We start from the raw sequence: 22,558 nt of genomic DNA, 5'->3' as shown, positions 1-22,558 counted from the left end.
TTAATCTGCCCTTTTGAAATGAGTTTTTAGCAGGATAATATAAATGTGTAATATCTAATCTTAAGTTTATGATGTTGAATTACGCTGGTGGTTTCACCGCTGATTTCTCTTATGCAGGACCAGGTGAAGTCACTGAATGAAGCGGGGATCCATGCTGCTTATATCAACTCTTCGCTGACTGAGGGACAAATCAATAAGGCTCTTTCTTTCGCTGCGCGAGGTGTCTATAAGATTATTTACGTAGCACCAGAACGACTGGAAACAGCTTCATTTCTAAGCTTCGCGCTCCATACTCCTATCTCCATGGTAACTGTAGACGAAGCCCACTGTATCTCCCAATGGGGACAGGATTTCCGTCCAAGTTACTTAAAAATCATAGATTTTGTGGAACAGCTGCCTGGCAATCCGATCATCAGTGCCTTCACTGCCACCGCAACAGAAGTGGTAAAAAATGACATAGCAAGGATCCTGAAACTGAAGAATCCCAACGTTGTTGTCACTGGTTTTGACAGAGAAAATCTCTATTATCAAGTGGAACATCTCACTGGAAAGCAGAAGGATATATTTATCCAAAATTACATAGAAACCCATCCGAACGAAAGCGGAATCATCTATTGTGCAACCAGAAAAAACGTGGATACTTTGTATGAGAAATTATTGAAACAAGGCGTCTCTGTAACCCGTTACCACGCTGGAATGAGCAACGATATCCGCAAGAAAAGCCAGGATGATTTCATCTACGACCGTGCTCAGGTAGTCATCGCCACAAATGCCTTTGGTATGGGAATTGACAAGTCCAACGTGCGCTTCGTCATCCATTACAACATGCCTCAGAGCATGGAAAACTACTACCAGGAAGCCGGACGTGCCGGAAGAGACGGCGAACCAGCTAAATGCATTCTTCTCTTCTCCGCCCAGGATGTGATGATCAGCAAACTGCTTCTTGGAAGCAAAGACTTCGAGGGCATGGATTTCCAGGAAATCGACCAGGTAAAGCGCCAGGATTCCCGCCGCCTCCAGCTTATGGAAGGCTACTGCATGACCACCTCCTGCCTGCGCAATTACATCCTGGAATACTTCGGAGAAGCCACACATCAGCCTTGTGATAATTGTGGCAACTGCCACCAGGAATTTGAAGAACTGGATATGACCCTGGATGCCAAATGGGTAGTCGGCTGCATCACTGAAATGCGCGGCCGCTATGGCCAGTCTCTGGTAATCAGCACCCTCCTGGGCTCTAAAAAAGCCCGTCTAAAGGACATTGGCGCCACCTCCTACAACTGCTATGGTCAGTTAGAAAACCGCACCGAAGCCGATCTCCGGCTCCTTATAAGCCAGATGATCCGTATGGGTTATATTATCCAAACAGAAGGAGAATACAGTGTTTTAAAAGCAGGAAATATTGCAGATTTACAAAATAAAAATACAAAGATTATAATAAAGAAATTCAAAGAAAAAGAGAAAATATCAACCACAAAGAAACACAAAACTCCATTCAAAAAGGACAGTTTTTCCGCTTCCACCGAAAGCTCATCCACTGATTCCACCGCCACAAACTCCAGCCGCAATTCTGCCCTTTTTGAAGCCTTACGTCAGCTCCGGCTCCAGATTGCCAAGGAAGAATCTGTCCCTCCCTACATCGTCTTCACCGACAGAACCCTTATCGATATGTGCAGTAAACTTCCTCAGAATGAGGATGAAATGCTCAATGTATCCGGTGTAGGACAGAACAAACTTAAGAAATACGGACAACGATTTTTACAGGAAATTTCCGCATTTCAGTCTGCTGATCACTAAACATTATTGCTATTTAGTGTGTTGAAAAGTTCCAGCCGACACACAGCATTTGGGCAATGTGTATTACTCCAGCGAGCCATTTCAGGCGCGCTCTTAGCGTAAGCGAAATCCAGCGCTTACGGAGACTTATGCGTGAGGGCTCTCCCGAACGCATTAGTCGCAGTTAGCGATTAGTTCATCGGAGCGTTGCGCCGGCGAGTGAGTAATACACATTGTCCAAATGCGTCCCTCCTGAAAAACTTTTCACCCTCCCAACACATTAAATAGCAACTTAAAAGAGACCATTGCGAACTCATTTCCAGTCCGCAACGGCCTCCCCTTAAGGAGTTTTATTTACTTTCTCTCACGCTCTTAAATCGCCCCAAGAATCCGTCTGGCATTATCAATCCTCTCCTGCGTTGGAGGTTTCACGCCCTCCAGCGGATAAGGAATCCCCAGCTTTTCCCATTTAAAAATGCCAAGAGTATGATACGGAAGAACTTCCACGCGCTCAACGTTTTTCAGTGTATGGATAAAATCCGCCAGCTGGTGCAGATACTCATCCTTGTCACTGCCCCCCGGTACTAACACATGCCGGATCCAAACAGGCTTACCCATATCCGAAAGCTCACGGGCCATGGCAAGAATATTCGTATTGGTCTGCCCGGTAAGCTTCACATGCTCCTGCTCATTGATCTGCTTGATATCCAGAAGCAGAAGATCTGTATACTTCATCAGCTCCAGCCACTTAGAATGCCACGGCACCTTAGTCGTATAAGGATTTCCGCTGGTATCCAAAGTAGTATGGACTCCCGCTTCCTTTGCCTTACGGAAAAGCTCTGTGAGAAAATCCATCTGCAAAAGTGGTTCCCCGCCGCTCACCGTGATACCACCCTTATCTCCCCAGTAAGACTTAAACCGAAGTGCTGTCTTCAAAAGCTGATCCGTAGTGTACTCTTTTCCATCTGTCATATTCCAGGTATCCGGATTATGGCAGAACTGGCAACGCATAGCACAGCCAGAAAGAAAAATCACATATCTCACTCCAGGTCCGTCCACAGACCCGAAGCTCTCCAGAGAATGAACATAGCCTTTTAACATTTCTAATTCCTTTGCATTCATATTTATAAAAAGGACATGCAACCTCTAACATATATTGTATTGCATGCCCTTTTGTTTCGCCGATACTATTTTAAAATATCAGACTTACATTCTGTCGTGGCAGGTTCTGGCAATAACATCCAACTGCTGCTCTCTTGTCAGATCGATAAACTTAACTGCATAACCGGAAACACGGATAGTGAAGTTTGCATACTCCTCTTTTTCCGGATGCTCCATAGCATCGATCAGTTTCTCTTTGCCAAATACATTTACGTTCAGGTGATGTGCACCCTGGTTGAAATATCCGTCCAGTACATGTACCAGATTATCTGTACGCTCTTCATCACTATGTCCAAGAGCTTCCGGATTAATGGTCTGTGTATTGGAAATTCCATCCAGTGCATCCTCATAGTCAAGCTTTGCAACAGAGTTCAGGGAAGCAAGAAGTCCGTTCTGCTCTGCTCCGTAAGATGGGTTTGCTCCAGGTGCCAGAGGCTCTCCAGCCTTTCTTCCATCCGGAAGAGCTCCGGTAGCTTTACCATAAACAACGTTAGAAGTAATGGTAAGAATAGAAGTGGTTGGCTTGGAATCACGGTAGGTATGGATGTGTTTCAGTTTATCCATGAAGGTGGAAAGCAGATTTCTTGCAATCTCATCTGCTCTGTCATCATCATTACCATAGCGTGGGAAATCACCCTCAACCTGGAAATCAGTGGTAATTCCATCCTCATCACGGATAGCTTTTACCTTCGCATACTTAATAGCAGACAGAGAATCTACTACATGTGAAAATCCAGCAATACCTGTTGCAAAAGAACGCTCAACCTTGGTATCGATAAGCGCCATCTCAGCTGCCTCATAGTAATATTTATCATGCATATAGTGGATCATGTTCAGAGTTCCTACATACAGATGAGCCAGCCAGTCCATCATCTGGTCATATTTCTGCATAACCTCATCATAATCAAGATACTCGGAAGTGATCGGCTTGTACTCCGGTCCTACCTGAGTCTTTAACTTCTCATCCACACCACCGTTGATCGCATAAAGGAGGCATTTCGCAAGGTTTGCACGAGCTCCAAAGAACTGCATTTCCTTACCAGTCTCAGTAGCAGATACACAGCAGCAGATGGAATAATCATCGCCCCATACCGGACGCATAACATCATCGTTCTCATACTGGATAGAACTTGTTGTAACAGAAATATTAGCAGCATATTTCTTGAAGTTTTCCGGCAGCTTGGAAGAATAAAGAACAGTAAGGTTTGGCTCCGGAGCCGGTCCCATATCCTCAAGAGTATGAAGGAAACGATAGTCATTCTTGGTAACCATGTGGCGTCCGTCAACACCAATACCTGCAACCTCAAGAGTTGCCCATACCGGGTCACCGGAGAACAGCTGGTTGTAGGACTCAATTCTTGCAAATTTAACCATACGGAATTTCATTACCATGTGGTCAACAAGCTCCTGTGCCTCTTTCTCAGTGATCACGCCATTCTTAAGGTCTCTTTCAATATAGATATCAAGGAATGTGGAGATACGTCCAACACTCATTGCAGCACCATTCTGGGTCTTAATTGCTGCAAGATATCCAAAGTACAGCCACTGGAATGCCTCATGAGCATTCTTTGCAGGCTCTGAAATATCATAACCATAGACCTTTGCCATCTCTTTCATTCCTTTAAGAGCGCGGATCTGATCTGCGATTTCCTCACGAAGCTGGAAATCATAACGTCTCATACCCTGGCGGTCGCTGTCTGCAAAGTCTTTCTCCTTGCCTGCGATCAGAGCGTCAATACCGTACAGAGCCACACGTCTGTAATCGCCAACTATACGTCCACGTCCATAAGTATCCGGAAGTCCGGTAAGGATGTGGCTGTGACGTGCTCTTTTCATTTCTGGTGTATAAATGTCAAAAACGCCCTGGTTATGTGTTTTGAACTCATATTTTGTAAACATATCGTGGATCTGAGGATCTACCTTGTAGCCGTACATTTCGCATGCCTGCTCAGCCATTTTGATTCCGCCGTATGGCATAAATGCACGTTTCAGAGGCTTGTCTGTCTGAAGTCCTACAACCTTCTCAAGATTCTTTAGGTCTTCAGCAATATATCCTGGTCCGTATGCGGTCAGGCCTGTGACAACCTTTGTCTCCATGTCAAGCACACCATTGTTGGCACGCTCTGCTTTCTGCAGCTCCTGCAGCTTTCCCCACAGTTTGTCAGTAGCCTCGGTCGGGCCTTCCAGGAAAGAATCGTCTCCGTCATAAGGGGTATAATTGTGACGGATAAAATCACGAACGTTAATCTGTTCTTTCCAACGATTTCCTTCGAAGCCTTCCCACTGTGCAAAATCTTTCATTCTTGTACCTCTTTCTTTATTTTATAGTTCTCCGCGTATATTGAAGAATTGTTATTAGTTTAACGATTGTAGTATACGAGATTGTTATTTCTTAGTCAATCGGTTTGGGGAATGCTTTTAATAAAGTACAATTTATCTGGTAAAAAATGGATTTCCCTATATATAAGTCCTATATTATGTACTTTAATTCATTTTTCCATTTGTAAGCCCCATTTTCACTGTAGTAAATACAGAGAAATATTCTCGATATACTTTGTTAAATTTTGTCAACTTAATTGAAGGGGCTATCGCTTAACGAATGAATTTTCGTGAAGCTCTCGATGGTCTTATCTGTATCGCCATGTTCAATGCCATCGCGGAGCGTGTTGCTGTGAACGAAGTGGACAATAACTTATACTCCTTTCTGCTTGCTAAAAATTTAAGTATTTGTTTTACTATTATCTTGTCATATGTTATCCTATTCTTACAACATTAAGGGGGAAACAAATGTAATGGAAAAGAAATCAAACCATTTTTCAGGACAGCTTGGTTTTGTCCTGGCTGCAGCCGGAAGTGCTGTAGGAGTGGGAAATTTGTGGAGATTCCCATACCTTGCCGCAAAGGACGGAGGCGGCTTATTTTTAATTATCTACCTGATTCTGGTACTAACCTTCGGATTTGCCCTTCTCACCTCGGATATTGCGATCGGACGGCGTACACAGAAGAGTGCCATCGGAGCCTATACCCAGATGCGTCCCAGATGGAAGTTCCTGGGAATCCTTACCTTCCTTGTACCAGTGCTTATTATGACCTATTACGCGGTCATCGGCGGATGGATCACCAAATATGCAGTGGTATACATAACCGGTCAGGCACAGGCAGCTGCCGCAGATGACTATTTTACAGCCTTTATCACCTCTTCCACTTCACCGGTGATCTTCGCACTGCTTTTCATGGGTGTTACTGCTTTCATTGTATACAATGGCGTGGAAAAGGGGATTGAAAAAGTATCCAAATGGATGATGCCGGTCCTGCTAGTTCTGGTCGTAGTGATTGCAGTGTATTCTCTTACGATTTCACATACGGATGCTTCCGGTCAGCTTCGCACCGGCTTACAGGGATTTCTTTACTACCTGACGCCTGACCTTGAAGGACTGACTGTGCAGCGTTTTCTGCAGATTCTGCTGGATGCCATGAGCCAGCTGTTCTTTTCACTCAGTGTATCCATGGGAATTATGATCACCTACGGCTCCTATGTAAAACCTGAAGTGAACCTAAACAAAGCGATCAATCAGATTGAAATTTTTGACACAGGTGTTGCCTTTCTTGCAGGTGCCATGATCATCCCGGCTGTATATGTGTTTTCCGGCACTGAGGGAATGGGTGCCGGACCAAGCCTGATGTTTATTTCCCTGCCAAAGGTATTTTCTGCAATGGGAAAAGCTGGTACCTTCGTAGGAATCCTGTTTTTCGTAACTGCTATTTTTGCAACCTTGTCTTCCTGTATTTCCGTACTGGAATCTATTACTGCAAACTGCATGGAAATTTTTCATACCAGCCGTAAAAAAACAGTTCTTGTTTTATCTGTGATCTACCTTGCAGCTTCCGCAGTTATCGCTTTGGGATACAGTATTTTCTATGTGGAAGTGAAGCTTCCGAACGGTTCTGTAGGACAGCTTCTTGATATTATGGATTACATCAGCAACAGTGTTATGATGCCGTTTATTGCACTGCTTTCCACGATTCTCATCGGCTGGGTCGTAACGCCGGATTATGTGATTAGCGAAATGGAAAGAAGCGGAGATAAGTTCCGTAGGAAAAAATTGTACCGCGTCATGATCCGCTTTGTTGCACCGGTTATGATGTTTATTCTGTTTTTACAGTCTACAGGGATTTTATCTTAAACTGCAGAGCATGTTTGAGGAAGACTTTCTGCAAGATGTGCCTCACAATTTGTGAAAGATTATATTGTAAAAAAACATCCAGCCTGCCATCGTTATATGGAGACTGGATGTTTTTTATAATTTGTAATTGTAAAGATACTGAAGCTTTATTAATTTCTCACTGCCAGCGGTGTTCTGCCTCTTCGATTTCCTCAATAAACATTAAAAGGAAGCTGATGAGAAGCAGGATGCTGGATACCCAGATGGCTCTTTCGCCGTAAGCCATTGAAAGTCTGCCGCCAATTCCTGCGCCAATGGCAAACAGGAAAATAATGGCGAAGTAGCATAAGGCCTGACGAAGCAGGCGTGGCTTTCTTTCACGCATGTAAGCGGAAAGAGCGGCAGTGCCGCTTCTCAGATTTCCGATACACATGGTGCTGGCATAGGCATTTCCTTCAACCTTTCGGAAGGTCTGCACCTGAAGGGCGCAGGAGAAGGATACCAGGGTGGTGGCAAGCACGTTCAGGTTCCCTGGGATGAAGCCAACCAGAAACAGCAGGATGATCTCTACCAGAAGGATTCCCTGGCGCCAGTGAAGGCGTCTGGCATAGCGGAATTTTTCCTGAATGCGTTCCGCTAACAGAACTCCAAGAAAGAATGCGGTCAGGGGAATGAGATAATGCAATCCTGCTTTCACTTCGCCGTTCATAAACCGCTCACTCATCAGTACCACGTTTCCGGTCTGGGCGTTGGAGAAAACGCCATCGCGGGTAAAATAGGTATAGGCATCCTGAAATCCTCCTGACACTGCAAGGAATGCACTGTTTATGAATGCTTCTGAGGTCTGTACCCTTTTATGATGGTCCATAATAAGCTCCTTCTTTCGTCTTTCGTATACATATCTTCAGATTATAGAATAAATAATGCTTTCTGTAAACATCTATTTTGATATGTGGAGTATATATATCTTATATGCCTGGAGCGTATTTGAAAAAGACTTTCTGCAGGATTTCCGTCACAATTATTAGTTTTCTTTATGCGCTTCCAGATACTCTTTTCTTCCCTCTTCATAAAGATTGTTGCCTTCGCTGTCAATAATGACTACAAGGGGCATATCTTCTACGTAAAGCTTACGGAGAGCTTCTGCGCCCAGATCCTCGTATGCGATAAGCTCCGCTTTTTTGATACATTTGGCAAGAAGGGCGCCGGCACCGCCGATGGCTCCGAAGTAAACACCGTGATATTTTTTCATGGCTTCTACTACTTCAGGCAGACGCGCTCCTTTGCCGATCATTCCGCGGGCTCCTACAGACATCATGGTTGGTGCGTAGGCATCCATACGGCCGCTGGTAGTTGGTCCGGCAGATCCGATGACCTGACCTGGTTTTGCAGGAGTTGGACCTACATAATAAATAGTTGCATCTGTTGGATCAAAAGGAATCTTTTCGCCTTTTGCAAGAGCCTCACACATACGCTTGTGACCTGCGTCACGGGATGTGTAGATGGTTCCGGTAAGGAGAACCTGATCTCCTGCGTGAAGGGTTTTTGCCAGTTCTTCCGTCAGAGGCAGTGTAATATGTCTTCTTTCCATGATCAGATCACCTCCGTTTTGTGGCGGGTAACGTGGCAGTTGATGTTGACTGCACATGGCATTCCCGCAATGTGAGTAGGCATTGTCTCAATGTTCAGGCCGATGGCTGTGGTTTTTCCGCCAAAGCCCTGTGGTCCGATTCCAAGCTTGTTTACTTTCTCCAGCATTTCATCTTCCAGCTCTGCATAGAATGGATCAGGATTGTGGGAATCCAGAGGACGCATCAGTGCCTTCTTTGCAAGAAGAGCACATTTGTCAAAGGTTCCGCCGATTCCAACCCCTACAACCATCGGAGGGCATGGATTCGGGCCTGCTGTCTCAACGACTTCCAGAATGAAATCTTTGATTCCCTGAAGTCCTGCAGATGGCTTGAACATACGGATCATACTCATATTCTCACTTCCGAAGCCTTTCGGGCCCACTGTGATCTTCACTTTATCGCCAGGAACGATTTCTGTATAAATCATAGCCGGTGTATTGTCTCCTGTGTTTCCACGACGTACAGGATCTTTTACAACAGATTTGCGAAGATATCCGTTTGTATATCCGCGGCGTACACCTTCATTGATGGCATCAGTAAGATCTCCGCCAACAAAGTGCACATCCTGTCCGATTTCCAGGAACACACATGCCATTCCTGTATCCTGACAGATCGGTACATTTTCGTTATCTGCAATATCAAAATTCTCGATAATATTGTCAAGAATACCCTTGGCAATCTCTCCGTCTTCGCATGCGCGACATGTTTTGATAGCGCATTTTACGTCTTCCGGAAGATGTTCGTTTGCTTCGATACAGAGTTTTTCGATGACGTCTGTAAGTCTGCTTACTTCTACTTCACGCATTTTGGTAAGCTCCCTTCTTTCATTTATGGCATACCGCCAAAAGGCGACATATCCTTTCACATTATATAAAAAGCTTCCGATACCGGCAATTTAACGGTACCGGAAGTTCTTTTTAACTATCTGGTTATTATCTCTGCTCATGACGGGCATAGTTTGGAAGCAGTAACGGAGATACTTTATCGGTCTCTGCTCCTGCTGCTTTTAACTCTTTCTCATATGCGTAAATATGATCCAGGTTCATTTCTCCAAGCTCTACCTCTTTGCATTTTGCAGCTGCCTTTTTACCGGCATTTCTTCCGAATACGATTACGTCCAGAAGAGAGTTGCCCATCAGTCTGTTTCTTCCATGGATTCCGCCTGCAGCTTCTCCTGCAACCAGAAGGTTCGGGATTTCTTTTGTAAATCCATCTCCATCAATTTCCAGACCACCATTCTGGTAGTGCAGAGTAGGGTAGATTACGATCGGCACTTTTCTCATATCAACGCCATAGTTCATGTACATACGGAACATTGCCGGGATTCTCTTCTCAATAGTTCCCTCTCCTCCAAGGATCTCAATCATCGGAGTATCCAGCCATACACCTTTCAGTCCGCCAGGAACCTCTACGCCACGGCCTTCCTCACACTCACGGATAACACCGGAAGCATTGACGTCACGGGTTTCCAGAGGGTGAATATAGGCTTCTCCGTTTGCATTTACAAGCTGCGCGCCAACGGAACGAACTTTCTCTGTTACCAGTGCGCCAAGGATCTGTGACGGATAAATGGCACCAGTTGGATGGTACTGGATGGAATCCTGATAAAGAAGGGAAGCACCTGCTCTGTAACCAAGTATAAGACCATCTGCGGTTGCACCGTAGTGGTTAGAGGTAGGGAATCCCTGATAGTGCATTCTTCCTGCTCCGCCGGTTGCAATGACAACTGTTTTTGCTCTTGCAACGGAGTAATCGCCGGTTTCCATATTAAGAAGAACAGCACCTGCAGTCTGTCCTTTTTCATCTTTCAGAAGTTCTACAGCGGAAGTAAATTCTACTACCGGAATGCCAAGGTTCAGAACCTCGTCACGGATAGTACGCATGATTTCAGATCCGGAATAATCCTTTGCAGCGTGCATTCTCTTTCTTGATGTTCCGCCGCCGTGTGTGGTGATCATGGTTCCATCGTCTTCTTTGTCGAACTCAACGCCAAGATCATTCAGCCATTTAATTGCATCCGGAGCTTCCATTACAAGTCTCTTTACCAGCTCTGGTTTTGCAGCAAAATGTCCGCCGCCGAAGCAGTCCAGATAATGCTGTACAGGAGAATCGTTTTCTTTGTCAGCTGCCTGGATTCCGCCTTCTGCCATCATGGTGTTGGCATCACCGATACGAAGCTTGGTCACGATCATAACGTTGGCACCTGCATTGTGTGCTTCGATGGCACAGGAGGAGCCTGCACCGCCGCCGCCGATTACAAGTACATCTACATCATAATCGATTTTGTTAAGGTCAATTTTTTCATTCAGAAGACGGCTTTCGGAGTGAAGCATTTCTGCCAGCTCCAGTGGTGCCTTCTGTCCTTTGTTTGGTCCTACTTTGATTTCTGCAAATGCATCCGGGTTATAGTCTGGATGGAATTTCTTAAGAAGAGCATCTTTCTCATCAGCGCTCAGACGTCTTGGCTCTGTTGCCATACGCTGTGCTCTTGTAGCCTCTACCTTTTTGATGGATTCCATCATATTTTCTGGATATGGTGCGTACATGTTTTTATGCCCTCCTTATTTCTCAATTTCTCTGTTGTTATAAAGTTCTTCCATGTCTGTGATCGGTTTCTGCATGATCTGCTCGATCAGATCATCGTATTTGCCTTCATGGATCTCTTCTACACGTTTTTCAAGATGCTCACTCTTAGGAGCAATGTATTTTCCTGTAAGACGTCTTGCAAGAAGACCTACCATCGGATGGGAGATACCTGCCGGACATCTTACGGAACAGCATCCGCAGCTTACGCAGTCAAAGGATTCTTCTGCGCATTTCTCAAGCTCACCTCTCTGCGCATATGCGATGTACTGCATTACATTTAAGCCCTGGGTACATGCTTTTGTACACGCGTTACAGCCGATGCAGCTGTAAATTTCCGGGTAGAGCTCCATCATGACCTGCTGGTTTGGCTGAAGGTCTTCGATGTTGTAGAGTCTCTTGTCTGTAGGGAAGAACGGGATGCTTGCTACATACATGCCTTCCTGTACCTGTGTCTGACAGGCAAGACAGGTTTTCAGTTCGTTGTCGCCTTTGATTCTGTAGATTGTGGCGCAGGCGCCGCAGAAGCCGTGACGGCAGCCGCAGCCGCGTTTTAAAGTGTATCCGGCGTATTCCATGGCCGTCATAATGGTCAGGTCAGCTGGTACGGTGTATTTTTTACCGAAGAAATATACGTTTACCATATTTTCCATGTTGTGGGGTCCTTTCTTCTACTTATTCAACCCGTACGACTTGTGAAATGGGTATCCCGCACGTGCCCGTCGCAACGCTCTGCTGAACTAATCGCTAACTGCGACTAAGGAGTTCAGGAGAGCCTTCACTCCTAAGTCTTCGTAAGCGCTGGATTTCAGCGCCGCTAAAACCGCTCCTGAAATGGGCATCTTAGCGAGATACCCATTCCCCAAGTCTGTGTACTGGCAATAACTGATTCATTTATTCGAAAGTTTCTTAAGATTAAAAAGTTTAGTACTCGTCAGGTAATTGATCGATCTCGTCCATTCTAAAAACCGGACCATCTTTACATACGTACTTAGATCCGATATTACAACGTCCGCATTTACCAATACCGCACTTCATACGAAGCTCCAGTGTTGTATAAACCTGAGTTCTTGTAAATCCAAGCTCCTCAAGGCCCTGAAGTACGAATTTGATCATGATCGGCGGTCCACAGACTAATGCGACTTTGTTGGTATCAAAGCCGATTTCTTTTAAATAAGTCGGTACGAAACCTACATGTCCGTCCCAGCCTTCCTGCTCACGGTCGATGGTCAGATAGACGTTTACGTCTTTTGCATTCATCCACACTTCCTGGATCTCTTTTAATTTTACAAGATCGTCTGCGGAACGGGAACCGTAGAGGATGTCTACAGTGCCGTAGTCATCACGGTTGTCCAGCACGTAATTGATCACGGAACGAAGTGGTGCAAGACCGATACCTCCGGCGATAAAGAGAAGATTTTTGCCTTTCAACTTATCCTCTACCGGGAAATGGTTTCCGTATGGTCCACGGACTGTGATCTCATCTCCCACCTGAAGGCTGTGAAGATAAGAGGTCAGCTCACCACATTTCTTAATACTGAATTCCTGATACTCTTTATTTGTAGGAGAGGAAGTAATGGAAAACATACCTTCGCTTACACCAGGAGCACAAACCATGGCACACTGTCCAGGCATATGTTCAAAAAGCTTTCCTCCATCCGGTGCTGTTACACAGAATGTTTTTACATCCGGAGTCTCCTCATGAATATCTGTGATCACGCCAACCTGCGGGATCAGAGTATCCAGAGTATAATTTTTATGACAGGTACACTCGCTCATTACTTTTCACCTCCATGCTTTTCAAAAGCCTTGATCACCTTTACGATATTTAAAGATGACGGACATTTTTCCACGCAGCGGCCACAGCCTACACAAGAGTACATACCGTCGTTATTAGCAGGGAAATATACAAGCTTGTGCATAAATCTCTGACGGAATCTCTGCATCTGGCTGGTACGGTTATTTCCGTGAGCCATCATTGTGAAATCGGAATACATACAGGAATCCCAGCAGCGGTAACGCTTTACACCGTGTCCTGTGTCGTAATCCTTAATGTCGTAGCACTGGCAGGTCGGACATACAAAGGTACAGGTTCCGCATGCCAGACATGGTTTATATAAGGTCTCCCAGACAGGAGAATTAAACTTCTCATCTGTGGCGTTTCCATCCCAGCCTTCCAGGGAAAGATGGGTGTATGGAAGTTTTTCCACAATGGCTCTGATTGCCTCTTTTTCCGCATCCACTTTTACCTGATCGTCGTCGGCCGGGATAAGAAGTTCTTTTACTGCTTCTGTAAGAGCCTCTCCTTTTTCAGTAAGAGCTTTCCAGTAAAGGCTTCCCTCCACCATCCAGGCTGCTACATCGGCAATGCCTTTTACGTCGGCATCTGCTTCCGGATCTGCTGCATCTGTTCCAAAAACCTTACAGAAGCAGGATTCCTCCGGCTCGTGACAAGCCATGGCAACGATAGTTCCATGATCTCTTCTTGCTGCGTAAAATGTATCAACAGGATCTGCAAGGAAAACCTTATCCAGAACTGCAACACCTTTTACATCGCAGGCCTTCATGCCAAATACAACGAAAGGACGACTTCTCAGCTCTTCCGGCTCTACGGTCAGCTTCTTTCCATCACGAACACAGGTGTAAAGTGTTTCGCTCTGTGGGAAAAAGGCATCTTTGCCGGATTTTACGGTTTTCAAGGTCTCAAGGTCTGCCTCTTCTCCCTCACTCCAAAGGCCGAAGTTGGTCTGTCCTGCCTTTTTGATTGGAAGGATCAGATCCTGGCTTTCTGCGATTTTCCGGAATAATGCTTCCAGATTTTCTTTTTCAATCTTATACATACATTATCCCCTTTCTGCCACTACACCTGGCTCTACATCATCAAATGTAAAGCTGGTCAGCGGGCCTTTTGACTCAGCATCTGCTCCTGCCTGATATTCACCGTAGAAAGTATCAATATCTTTGATGAACTTACGGTTAAACAGATGAAGCGGAATACCCTGCGGGCAGACACGGCTGCACTCACCGCAGTCTGTACATCTTCCTGCAACGTGGAATGCACGGATAATGTGGAACATTTTTTCTTCAAAGGAATCCACATTTGCCTTCTGTGCGCTGTCAAACTTGGTGCTGTCGAACACACATTTACGGCAGCTGCAGGCCGGACATGCATTACGGCATGCATTACAGCGGATACATTTACTAAGCTCCTTCTGGAAAAATGCGAAGCGCTCTTCCGGGCTCATTTTCTCAATTTTCTCAACTTCTGCGAAACGGTCTGCATCCTTTGTATCCTTGGATTCGCCGATGATCTCGTCGTAGATCATGTGCTCTTTTCCTTTGCATACATGGCAGCGCTCCAACATAGCATCTTTGTAAGCTACTGTCTTGTCTCCGTAGATTGTGGAAACGTTAAGTGTTTCACAATCATCGGTAAGCTCAGCGCCGGAAATGCTCTGGATTCCCTTGATGCCCATTTTACGAAGCTTTTCCACATCCAGCTTTCCTTTACAGCCAACACCGATAATGTAGGCTTTTTCGCGATCTACACGGTGCTCCTTGATCAGCTGGTTGAAGCTGTAGGTATCACAAGGCTTCAGACAGACAAGAGTTTTTCCCTCTAATTTGGAAGCCTCGATCATCATTTTACTTAAATTCTGTCCGCAGAAACCATTGTAGACAAATTCATCCAGGCTTTCTGCAGTTTCGAAATATGCTGCTTCCGGATTGTAAGGCAGGTCTCCGGCTTTCCAGCCAAGAACACGTGCTACGGTTCCATCAGCCAGCAGTTCTTTTGCACGAGCGATCAGTTCCTGCATCTTAAATCCTCCAATCTGACGTTTTTACCCAGAGAATGGATTTTTTCCACAAATTCATTCATAGTCTGGGAGAATTTTACACCTTCTGCGGCAGATACCCACTCAACACGGGTACGGCCGTTTTCCACACCGATGAAATCCAGCATGGAGAAAAGAAGGGTCATACGTCTTCTCGCGTAATAGTTTCCGGTTGTGTAATGGCAGTCTCCCGGGTGGCAGCCGCACATGATCACGCCGTCAGCACCTTTTTCAAAGGCACGGAGGATAAACATTGGATTTACACGGCAGGAGCATGGTACGCGGATGATCTTTACATCAGCCGGATAAGAAAGACGGCTGCTTCCTGCAAGGTCTGCACCTGCGTAGCTGCACCAGTTACAGCAGAATGCCACGATCTTCGGTCTGAATTCTTCTTTTGCTTCTATCGACATATTGCATCTACCTCCGCTAAAATCTGTCTGTTGGAGAATCCCTGGAGATCCATTGCTCCGGACGGGCAGGTTACGGTACATGCACCACAGCCCTGGCAAAGAGCATTGTTTACAACAGCAATTCTTCTTGTCTCACGGATTCCGTGGTCATTTACCTGTTTTTCCTCATAGGAAATCGCACCATACGGACACACATTTGCACACTGGGAGCATCCGTTGCAAAGAAGCTCGTCAGAATGTGCCGTACATGGGTTGGTGGTCAGCTTGTCTTTTGCAAGAAGGCCGATTGCCTTCACTGCTGCTGCGCCAGCCTGTGCAACGGTCTCCGGAATATCCTTTGGTCCCTGGCAGACACCGGAAAGGAAAATACCAGCTGTAGGGGACTCTACCGGACGAAGCTTTGCATGTGCTTCTGTGAGGAAGTTGTTGGTATCAATACTTGCGGTAAGCATAGTTGCAATTTTTCTTACATCCTTGTTTGGCTCGATGGCAGCTGCAAGAACCACCATATCAGCCTCCATAAGGATCTGTTTATTTTCAAGCAGGTCAGAAGCCTGAACCATAAGAGTTCCATCCGGCTGTGGGATTACCTTTCCAACCTGGCCTTTTACATAATTTACACCGTAATCTTCAACAGCTCTTCTGTAGAACTCATCGAAGTTTTTGCCTGGAGTACGAACGTCAATGTAGAAAACAGTTACATTTGTATCCGGGTATTTGTCACGGATCAGCATTGCATGTTTTGCAGTGTACATACAGCAGATCTTGGAGCAGTAGCTCTTTCCTCTTTCATCAGAGCAACGACTTCCCACACACTGTACAAATACAATGTTTTTCGGAGCTTTTCCATCGGAAAGTCTCTCAAGATGACCTTTTGTAGGTCCTGCTGCATTCATGATACGCTCAAGCTCAAGAGAGGTGATAACGTCCTTACTCTGGCTGTAAGCGTACTCATCATATTTATCCAGCGGAATCACGTCAAAACCGGTTGCAACCACGATTGCACCGTATTTCTGTGTAACAATTTCATCCTTCTGCTCATAATCAATTGCACCTGCAGCACAAACCTTGGAGCAGACACCGCATTTTCCGGTTTTGAATTTGGTACAATGCTCGCGATCGATTACCGGAACATTTGGGATAGCCTGAGCGAACGGAATATAGATAGCACTTCTGTTGTTCAGACCGCGGTTAAATTCGTTTGGATTTTTCTTGGACGGACATTTCTCAGAACAAACGCCGCATCCGGTACATTTGCTCATATCCACGCTTCTTGCTTTCTTGCGGATATCAACGGTGAAGTCACCTACAAAGCCGCTTACCTTCTCAACTTCACTGTATGTATAGATGTTGATTTTCTCATGTGCTGCTGCCTCTACCATCTTTGGTGTAAGGATACATGCGGAGCAGTCCAGAGTTGGGAAGGTTTTGTCCAGCTGGGACATTCTTCCACCAATACTTGGAAGCTTCTCTACAATATCAACCTCATAACCAGCCTCTGCAATGTCAAGGGCTGACTGGATTCCGGCAATACCTCCGCCGATTACAAGAGCTCGTTTGGTTACAAGGCTCTCGCCTGGCTGAAGAGGAGCATCCAGATTTACTTTTGCAATTGCGGCTCTTGCAAGGATTACTGCCTTTAAGGTAGCCTCTTCCATATCCTTGTGGATCCAGGAGCAATGCTCACGGATATTGGCAATCTCTACCATATATGGGTTTAAGCCCGCTTTCTGTGCTGCCTTTCTAAAGGTAGCCTCATGCATACGCGGGGAACAGGAACAGACTACGATTCCTGTCAGATTTTTTTCATGGATGGCGTTAATGATCTTGGCCTGTCCTGCTTCAGAGCACATGTACTGATAATCTTCCGCATGAACAACGCCCGGCTCTTTTGCTGCCATCTCTACTACTTTTTTTACATCAACTGTGGCTGCAATATTGGTACCACAATGACATACGAATACACCTATTCTCTGCACCTGTTTTTCACCTCCTGTATCTTCTGAATGCACTTACCAACAGCTGCTGCGGTGTGTCTTCATCAAGCAGCTCCGGAATTTCGTCTGCGGTCAGATAGTTCTGTTCACGCTCACGGACAACCAGCTGTCTGGCTGCATCGATCAGTTTTCCCGGTTTTACATCTCTTGGGCAACGCTCCACGCATGCAAAACAGGAAAGACATTTCCAAAGGGATTTTGACTGTGCCAGTGCTTCAATATCGCCGTTCTGTACATAAGTTACAAACTGGTGAGGCTTGATATCCATCTCGTTAAATGCAGGACAGGTTGCGGAGCATTTTCCGCATTTCATACATTTCAGGGGATTTACTCCGGAAATTTCTTTGATTCGCTCTGCCGCATTCTGAGTATTTCCATATGTATAAGCCATTACTTCGCCACCTCCTCTTTTACTCCGAGAGCTTCTGCAAGAAGTTCTGTAAAATAGTAAACAGGAAGATCGCCGGTTCCGTTCTTTTTCAGGTTATACATGCAAAGTGGACAGGCTGTGATCAGCATATCTGCTTCAAAGCCCTTTGCACTGTCCATGATTTTCTCGCACATATTCTGTGCCATTTCTTTTTCTTTCAGGGAAATGTAGCCGCCGCAGCACTCATTGCGGTATGGGTATACCACAGGTTCTGCGCCAAGGGCACGGATGAAGTCTTCCATAATGGTTGGATTCTCCGGATTATCAAATGACATGATTTTTCCTGGTCTTAAAAGAAGGCAGCCATAATATGCACCGATTTTTTTGCCGGTTAAAGGATTTACCACTTTCTTTTTAATCTCATCAAATCCAACTTCATCACGGAGTACTTCCAGATAATGAAGGACATTTGTCTCTCCTTTATATGGAGTATCCAGTTTCAGATAATTATTTGCTCTGGTGCGGATGTCGTCCACGTTTTTCATGTCGTCGTTCACACGTTTGAGCACATGATGACAGGCTGAACAGACTGTAATCAGATCCTGTCCTTTTTCTTTTGCGTCATTTAAAGCCCGGACGGAAGAAAGTTTGGTGGCAATCTCATCGCTGCCAAGAGGATATACGCCGCCGCAGCACTGCCAGTCTTCTATCTCTTCCATTTCGAAGCCCAGTGCTTTTGCAGAAGCTCTGGCATAGGCATCCAGATCTTTTGCCTTATTCTTCAGGGTACATCCTGGATAATAACTGTACTTCATGCTTCTTGTTCCTTTCTTGTTACTGTTCACAAAATATGCTTTTCTAAATTCACATATGTAAACAGCAGCTATTTGGGTTGCTTTCGCAAAGTGGAACCCGACTTACCGCTTTCCACGATAGAAGCCGGGATGTCTTTGCTGGTATAGTTGAATGTATTGCTTCACGGAATAATATCTGGGAACAATAACTTTTAAAGCTCAATCTGTGCGATTACTTCCTTCAGGGCATCGGCACTCTTCTTCAGCAATGCAATTTCCTCTTTATTCATACGCATCTGAACTTTTCCCTGTATTCCATTTGGTCCTACAAGAGTAAGGGTACTCAGGCACACATCTTCGATTCCATACTCACCGTGAAGCATGGAGGATACGGTTGCAAGGGAATCGGAAGCTGCCAGGATCAGACCTACCAGCTGGCAAACGGTAGCAGATACTGCGTAGAAGGTTGCGCCTTTCTTTGCAATAACTTTTCCGCCGGATTTCTGTACATATTCCAGCATGGCTTCTTTATCCAGAGGTTTCACATCCTTGCCGTGAGCTTTCATTTCTTCATAATACTCATCTGTGCTGAGACCGGAAATGTAAGCGCCTGTCCATGGAATGAAGGAGGTGTCGCCGTGCTCGCCAAACACATAAGCGTGGATATTTCCCTGGGCTACTTTGAAGTGCTCGGAAAGTCCATAGCGAAGTCTTGCTGTATCAAGAATAGTTCCGGATCCCATAATCTGATTCTCCGGAAGACCGGAAATCTTGGTAAATACATAGGTCATAATGTCTACCGGGTTGCTTACAATAATATACTTTGCGTCCGGAGCTTCTTTTACGATCTGAGGAGTGATGCTCTTCAGAATATTTACGTTTGTCTGAGTAAGCTCAATTCGGGTCTGTCCAGGTTTGCGGGCGATTCCGGATGTGATGATCACAATGTCGGAATCTTTGGCATCTGCGTAATCTCCGGCTACCAGAGATACAGGGCTTCTGAAGCAGGTTCCCTGCTCAATGTCCATAACCTCGCCTTCTACCTTTTCCTTGTTGATGTCGATCAGAACAATCTCGGAAGCGATCTCATCGTGTGCCAGTGTGTAAGCGATAGTGGAGCCAACGCTTCCAGCTCCGATAATGGTAATTTTGCTGCTCATAAAAAACTCCTTTCATGGGGGTGTGGGATTGTGTCAACTTTTCCCTCTGTTTTGTTACTTTTCCGTGGGATTGGTTGGTTTTCCCTGTGTGATGTCCTTTGTTTCTTGTTTATTTTTTAACAATCACAGTTAGAAAAAAAGCGGGTAAAAACTTTATTTTCTGCCTTGTGACATGGCCTAAACCAGAAACACAGAGGATTTTCTTCCTGTTTTCCTGGTTCAAGTCATGTCACTATGTGTTTCTTGACAAACAATTCTCAACAAAAGGACTTTTCCCTCTTCGTCTCCGCATAAAATATTGGTTTTCTCCGCTCTCATTAAGATACCACAATGACAATCTTTTAACAACTATTTTTTGAAATTTTTATCTTTATTTTTGGGCTTCTACATATTGTACAAATATAGGAGCTCTGTTTTGTGTATTTTTATGTAGGTTACTTTCGGTAACGGTTATGTCTGCTTATATGAAAATTTGGCTCCTCGCTCATATAAACAACACTTATTTATATATAGTTCATCTGAAGAGTTCCCAAAAACCTTCACAATAAGCTTGTCTCTATAGCACTTTACGTCCATTTACCGTTAGCTTAAATGTGGTTTTCAGAACTTCCGCTGATTTTCTGCAAAGCATCATCCGATCCAGAAAAATCTCGAAATAGTCGTACATAGAACAGATGCTTTCATCCACTTGAAGATTCAAGGCAAGTACAGATTTGTCTTTCTCAATTTTCAGCTTGGATTCTGTAACCGCGTAATTCACGCGGTCATGGATATCGTATGCTGAGCTTTCTTTCTGGCGCACTCGGCTTCTTCTTACATCTGTTTTATCTGCAATAATCAGAGCTGCTGAAACAACGTCTTCAGGGTTTCCTGTAGATTCATCATGATTTCCAATGGCAGATACAATGGTAATACGGTCTTCCATTGGCATATTGGTTTCTTTTAAAAGATCGTTTGCAAGCAAGGCACCGTATTCTGCGTGATGAGTTCTGTTGATGGCATTTCCAATGTCGTGCATATATCCTGCAATTTTGGCAAGTTCCACATCATGTTTGGAATATCCCAGTTTTTCCAGTATTTTTCCGGCTCTGTGGGAAACCTGTATACAATGTGCCTTGGAATGATCCGTAAACCCCATTGTCCCCAGATTGGCGTCTCCCTTTTTCAGATATGCATTAATTTCCTTATTATTTACAATTTCCTGGTACTTCAAGTAGATCAGTTCTCCTTTTTAGCTTTTTTCTCAGGATAATTATAAGGGGGAAAAAGCATGTTGTTGTCTTAGCCATGTAAAATTTTGTTTAAATTTTGAGAAGAAGAAAGCACCTGTCGGTTACAATTCGACAGATGCTTTTTTCTAAAGCATGTTTAAAAAATCATATATCTCACCAATGCTTTTTTCTTGCCCGAATCAGCATGCGTACAGCTTCACAATATTCTTCAGATTCTCCACTGCGTAATCCATACCTTCTACTGTAATGTGCTCGCATGGACCGTGGAAGGCGTAGCCGCCGGTGCCGAGGTTGGGGCAGGGAAGACCCATAAAGGAGAGGCGGGCGCCGTCGGTGCCGCCGCGGATGGCTACGGTTACTGGGGAAAGGCCGGACTGCTGGACGGCTTTCTTGGCGTTATCGATCAGGTGCATGCAAGGCTCGATCTTCTCTTTCATGTTGCGGTACTGTTCTTTGATGGTGAGGGTTACGGTACCTTCGCCGTATTTCTCGTTGAGAAGCTTGACGATATGTCTCATCAGCTCCTGGCGGCAGGCGAACATGGCGCTGTCGTGGTCACGGATAATGTAGTCAAGGCTTGCAGAAGACACATCTCCGCTCATTTCACAGAGATGGAAAAATCCCTCATACTCTTCTGTGTTCGCTGGGGTATCTCCTGCCGGAAGCATGTTATTGAACTCCATGGCAACCAGGGCTGCATTGATCATGGTGTTCTTACTGCTGCCCGGGTGTACAGAAAAGCCTTTGATCTTTACTTTCGCACCTGCGGCATTGAAGTTCTCATACTCGATCTCATTCTCCGCACCGCCATCTACAGTATAGGCAAAATCTGCTCCAAAGTCTTCTACATCGAAGAAGTCTGCGCCGCGGCCCACTTCTTCATCCGGGGTAAAGCCGATACAGATTTTTCCATGAGGAATGTTCTCTGTGATCACCTGCTCTGCCATAGTCATGATCTCAGCCACACCAGCCTTGTCATCTGCACCAAGAAGGGTGCTTCCGTCGGTGGTGATCAGGGTTCTTCCTTTTAAAGATGCCAGATGTGGGAAATCTTTCAAGGTAAGAGCATATTCACTGTCTCCCAACTTTACATCACCGCCGTCGTACTCCGGGATGATCTGTGGATTTACGTTTTCTCCGGAGAAATCAGGTGCTGTGTCCATATGTGCGATAAAGCCGATGGCTGGTTTCTCTTCCAAGCCTTCTGTAGCCGGGATCACGCCATAAACATAGCACTTGTCATCAATGCGCACGTCCTGAACCCCTATTTTTTTCAGTTCCTCTGCCAGCTGGTTTCCCAGGTCAAACTGACGGCTGGTGGATGGCACGTTCTCCTGCTCATCCTCGCTTGTGGTATATACTTTCACATAATTTAATAAACGTTCGTATGCACGCATTTTTGCTTTTCTCCTTCTCATGTATTCTTTATTTTCAAGCAGCTC

Annotated in this window: 19 protein-coding genes; 2 read left to right on the top strand and 17 right to left on the bottom strand. The window is 45.2% G+C overall.

All coding sequences use genetic code 11. From position 1 onward, the window contains the following. Window positions 1–87 precede the first annotated feature (87 nt). Window positions 88–1,797 carry a RecQ family ATP-dependent DNA helicase gene (locus AB5706_RS09570; RefSeq protein WP_368366026.1) on the top strand — a complete coding sequence of 570 codons (1,710 nt, stop codon included), beginning with the start codon at window positions 88–90 and terminating at the stop codon, window positions 1,795–1,797. A gap of 351 nt (window positions 1,798–2,148) precedes the next feature. On the opposite strand, the gene pflA is transcribed toward AB5706_RS09570, so the two are convergent. After that, window positions 2,149–2,877 carry a pyruvate formate-lyase-activating protein gene (gene pflA, locus AB5706_RS09565; RefSeq protein WP_118578234.1) on the bottom strand — a complete coding sequence of 243 codons (729 nt, stop codon included), beginning with the start codon at window positions 2,875–2,877 and terminating at the stop codon, window positions 2,149–2,151. Window positions 2,878–2,982: 105 nt separating this feature from the next. Then, entirely contained in the window at window positions 2,983–5,238 is a 2,256-nt protein-coding gene (pflB, locus tag AB5706_RS09560) for a formate C-acetyltransferase (RefSeq protein ID WP_173770987.1), read from the bottom strand. Window positions 5,239–5,729: 491 nt separating this feature from the next. Between pflB and AB5706_RS09555 the strand changes: the two genes are divergently transcribed. Further along, window positions 5,730–7,121: a sodium-dependent transporter gene (locus tag AB5706_RS09555; RefSeq protein ID WP_195380143.1), complete on the top strand. Its 1,392-nt coding sequence runs from the start codon at window positions 5,730–5,732 to the stop codon at window positions 7,119–7,121. Between the two features lie 157 nt (window positions 7,122–7,278). Here the strand turns inward: AB5706_RS09555 and AB5706_RS09550 are convergent, their stop codons facing one another. From AB5706_RS09550 to pepT, 15 genes are all read right to left on the bottom strand, one after another. Further along, window positions 7,279–7,968 carry a YoaK family protein gene (locus AB5706_RS09550; protein ID WP_118578147.1) on the bottom strand — a complete coding sequence of 230 codons (690 nt, stop codon included), beginning with the start codon at window positions 7,966–7,968 and terminating at the stop codon, window positions 7,279–7,281. A 156-nt stretch (window positions 7,969–8,124) separates the two neighbouring features. Continuing rightward, window positions 8,125–8,691: a Fe-S-containing hydro-lyase gene (locus AB5706_RS09545; RefSeq protein WP_118578146.1), complete on the bottom strand. Its 567-nt coding sequence runs from the start codon at window positions 8,689–8,691 to the stop codon at window positions 8,125–8,127. A 2-nt stretch (window positions 8,692–8,693) separates the two neighbouring features. After that, entirely contained in the window at window positions 8,694–9,536 is an 843-nt protein-coding gene (locus AB5706_RS09540) for a fumarate hydratase (RefSeq protein WP_148461094.1), read from the bottom strand. A 127-nt stretch (window positions 9,537–9,663) separates the two neighbouring features. Then, window positions 9,664–11,277, bottom strand: a complete 1,614-nt coding sequence (locus AB5706_RS09535; RefSeq protein ID WP_173770990.1) for an FAD-dependent oxidoreductase — start codon at window positions 11,275–11,277, stop codon at window positions 9,664–9,666. Between the two features lie 15 nt (window positions 11,278–11,292). After that, a complete protein-coding gene (locus AB5706_RS09530) occupies window positions 11,293–11,967 on the bottom strand; it encodes a 2Fe-2S iron-sulfur cluster-binding protein (protein WP_118578143.1) in 675 nt (224 codons plus the stop codon). Between the two features lie 271 nt (window positions 11,968–12,238). After that, complete coding sequence (locus tag AB5706_RS09525; RefSeq protein WP_021924662.1) at window positions 12,239–13,093, bottom strand: FAD/NAD(P)-binding protein; 855 nt, start codon at window positions 13,091–13,093, stop codon at window positions 12,239–12,241. Continuing rightward, a complete protein-coding gene (locus AB5706_RS09520; protein ID WP_173718185.1) occupies window positions 13,093–14,154 on the bottom strand; it encodes a 4Fe-4S dicluster domain-containing protein in 1,062 nt (353 codons plus the stop codon). Before AB5706_RS09520 ends, AB5706_RS09525 begins: the two co-directional genes overlap by 1 nt. 3 nt (window positions 14,155–14,157) lie before the next feature. Then, a complete protein-coding gene (locus AB5706_RS09515; RefSeq protein ID WP_195409075.1) occupies window positions 14,158–15,132 on the bottom strand; it encodes a 4Fe-4S dicluster domain-containing protein in 975 nt (324 codons plus the stop codon). Continuing rightward, window positions 15,120–15,563 (bottom strand): hydrogenase iron-sulfur subunit, encoded by a 444-nt coding sequence (locus AB5706_RS09510; protein WP_118578139.1) that lies wholly within the window; start codon window positions 15,561–15,563, stop codon window positions 15,120–15,122. Before AB5706_RS09510 ends, AB5706_RS09515 begins: the two co-directional genes overlap by 13 nt. Further along, window positions 15,554–17,542 carry a CoB--CoM heterodisulfide reductase iron-sulfur subunit A family protein gene (locus AB5706_RS09505; RefSeq protein ID WP_173718187.1) on the bottom strand — a complete coding sequence of 663 codons (1,989 nt, stop codon included), beginning with the start codon at window positions 17,540–17,542 and terminating at the stop codon, window positions 15,554–15,556. Before AB5706_RS09505 ends, AB5706_RS09510 begins: the two co-directional genes overlap by 10 nt. A 7-nt stretch (window positions 17,543–17,549) precedes the next feature. After that, window positions 17,550–17,951, bottom strand: a complete 402-nt coding sequence (locus tag AB5706_RS09500) for a 4Fe-4S dicluster domain-containing protein (protein ID WP_173716025.1) — start codon at window positions 17,949–17,951, stop codon at window positions 17,550–17,552. Continuing rightward, window positions 17,951–18,745, bottom strand: coding sequence for a CoB--CoM heterodisulfide reductase iron-sulfur subunit B family protein (locus tag AB5706_RS09495; RefSeq protein WP_368366025.1), 795 nt, complete (start codon window positions 18,743–18,745; stop codon window positions 17,951–17,953). Before AB5706_RS09495 ends, AB5706_RS09500 begins: the two co-directional genes overlap by 1 nt. Window positions 18,746–18,936: 191 nt before the next feature. Next, the gene (locus tag AB5706_RS09490) at window positions 18,937–19,884 is read right to left on the bottom strand and encodes an L-lactate dehydrogenase (protein ID WP_204452664.1); all 948 of its coding nucleotides are present in this window, start codon (window positions 19,882–19,884) and stop codon (window positions 18,937–18,939) included. Window positions 19,885–20,440: 556 nt separating this feature from the next. Next, the gene (locus tag AB5706_RS09485) at window positions 20,441–21,097 is read right to left on the bottom strand and encodes an HD domain-containing protein (RefSeq protein ID WP_368366024.1); all 657 of its coding nucleotides are present in this window, start codon (window positions 21,095–21,097) and stop codon (window positions 20,441–20,443) included. A gap of 198 nt (window positions 21,098–21,295) precedes the next feature. Then, complete coding sequence (gene pepT / locus AB5706_RS09480) at window positions 21,296–22,513, bottom strand: peptidase T (RefSeq protein ID WP_368366023.1); 1,218 nt, start codon at window positions 22,511–22,513, stop codon at window positions 21,296–21,298. Window positions 22,514–22,558: the final 45 nt, after the last annotated feature.

The sequence above is a fragment of the Ruminococcus sp. RTP21484sp1_RTP21277st1_D2_RTP21277_210401 genome (assembly GCF_040924225.1).
In the GTDB taxonomy this organism is placed as follows: Bacteria; Bacillota; Clostridia; order Lachnospirales; family Lachnospiraceae; genus Blautia_A; species Blautia_A faecis.
Note: the sequence above shows the minus strand (reverse complement) of the source record. Positions and strands in the feature narration are given on the sequence as shown.

Coding starts and splice junctions, on each gene's coding strand:
- pflB (WP_173770987.1), bottom strand. CDS start 5,238: ATGAAAGATTTTGCACAGTGGGAAGGCTTCGAAGGAAATCGTTGGAAA.
- AB5706_RS09520 (WP_173718185.1), bottom strand. CDS start 14,154: ATGTATAAGATTGAAAAAGAAAATCTGGAAGCATTATTCCGGAAAATC.
- AB5706_RS09500 (WP_173716025.1), bottom strand. CDS start 17,951: ATGGCTTATACATATGGAAATACTCAGAATGCGGCAGAGCGAATCAAA.
- AB5706_RS09555 (WP_195380143.1), top strand. CDS start 5,730: ATGGAAAAGAAATCAAACCATTTTTCAGGACAGCTTGGTTTTGTCCTG.
- pepT (WP_368366023.1), bottom strand. CDS start 22,513: ATGCGTGCATACGAACGTTTATTAAATTATGTGAAAGTATATACCACA.
- AB5706_RS09515 (WP_195409075.1), bottom strand. CDS start 15,132: ATGCAGGAACTGATCGCTCGTGCAAAAGAACTGCTGGCTGATGGAACC.
- AB5706_RS09540 (WP_148461094.1), bottom strand. CDS start 9,536: ATGCGTGAAGTAGAAGTAAGCAGACTTACAGACGTCATCGAAAAACTC.
- pflA (WP_118578234.1), bottom strand. CDS start 2,877: ATGTTAAAAGGCTATGTTCATTCTCTGGAGAGCTTCGGGTCTGTGGAC.
- AB5706_RS09495 (WP_368366025.1), bottom strand. CDS start 18,745: ATGAAGTACAGTTATTATCCAGGATGTACCCTGAAGAATAAGGCAAAA.
- AB5706_RS09545 (WP_118578146.1), bottom strand. CDS start 8,691: ATGGAAAGAAGACATATTACACTGCCTCTGACGGAAGAACTGGCAAAA.
- AB5706_RS09550 (WP_118578147.1), bottom strand. CDS start 7,968: ATGGACCATCATAAAAGGGTACAGACCTCAGAAGCATTCATAAACAGT.
- AB5706_RS09525 (WP_021924662.1), bottom strand. CDS start 13,093: ATGAGCGAGTGTACCTGTCATAAAAATTATACTCTGGATACTCTGATC.
- AB5706_RS09510 (WP_118578139.1), bottom strand. CDS start 15,563: ATGTCGATAGAAGCAAAAGAAGAATTCAGACCGAAGATCGTGGCATTC.
- AB5706_RS09490 (WP_204452664.1), bottom strand. CDS start 19,884: ATGAGCAGCAAAATTACCATTATCGGAGCTGGAAGCGTTGGCTCCACT.
- AB5706_RS09530 (WP_118578143.1), bottom strand. CDS start 11,967: ATGGAAAATATGGTAAACGTATATTTCTTCGGTAAAAAATACACCGTA.
- AB5706_RS09535 (WP_173770990.1), bottom strand. CDS start 11,277: ATGTACGCACCATATCCAGAAAATATGATGGAATCCATCAAAAAGGTA.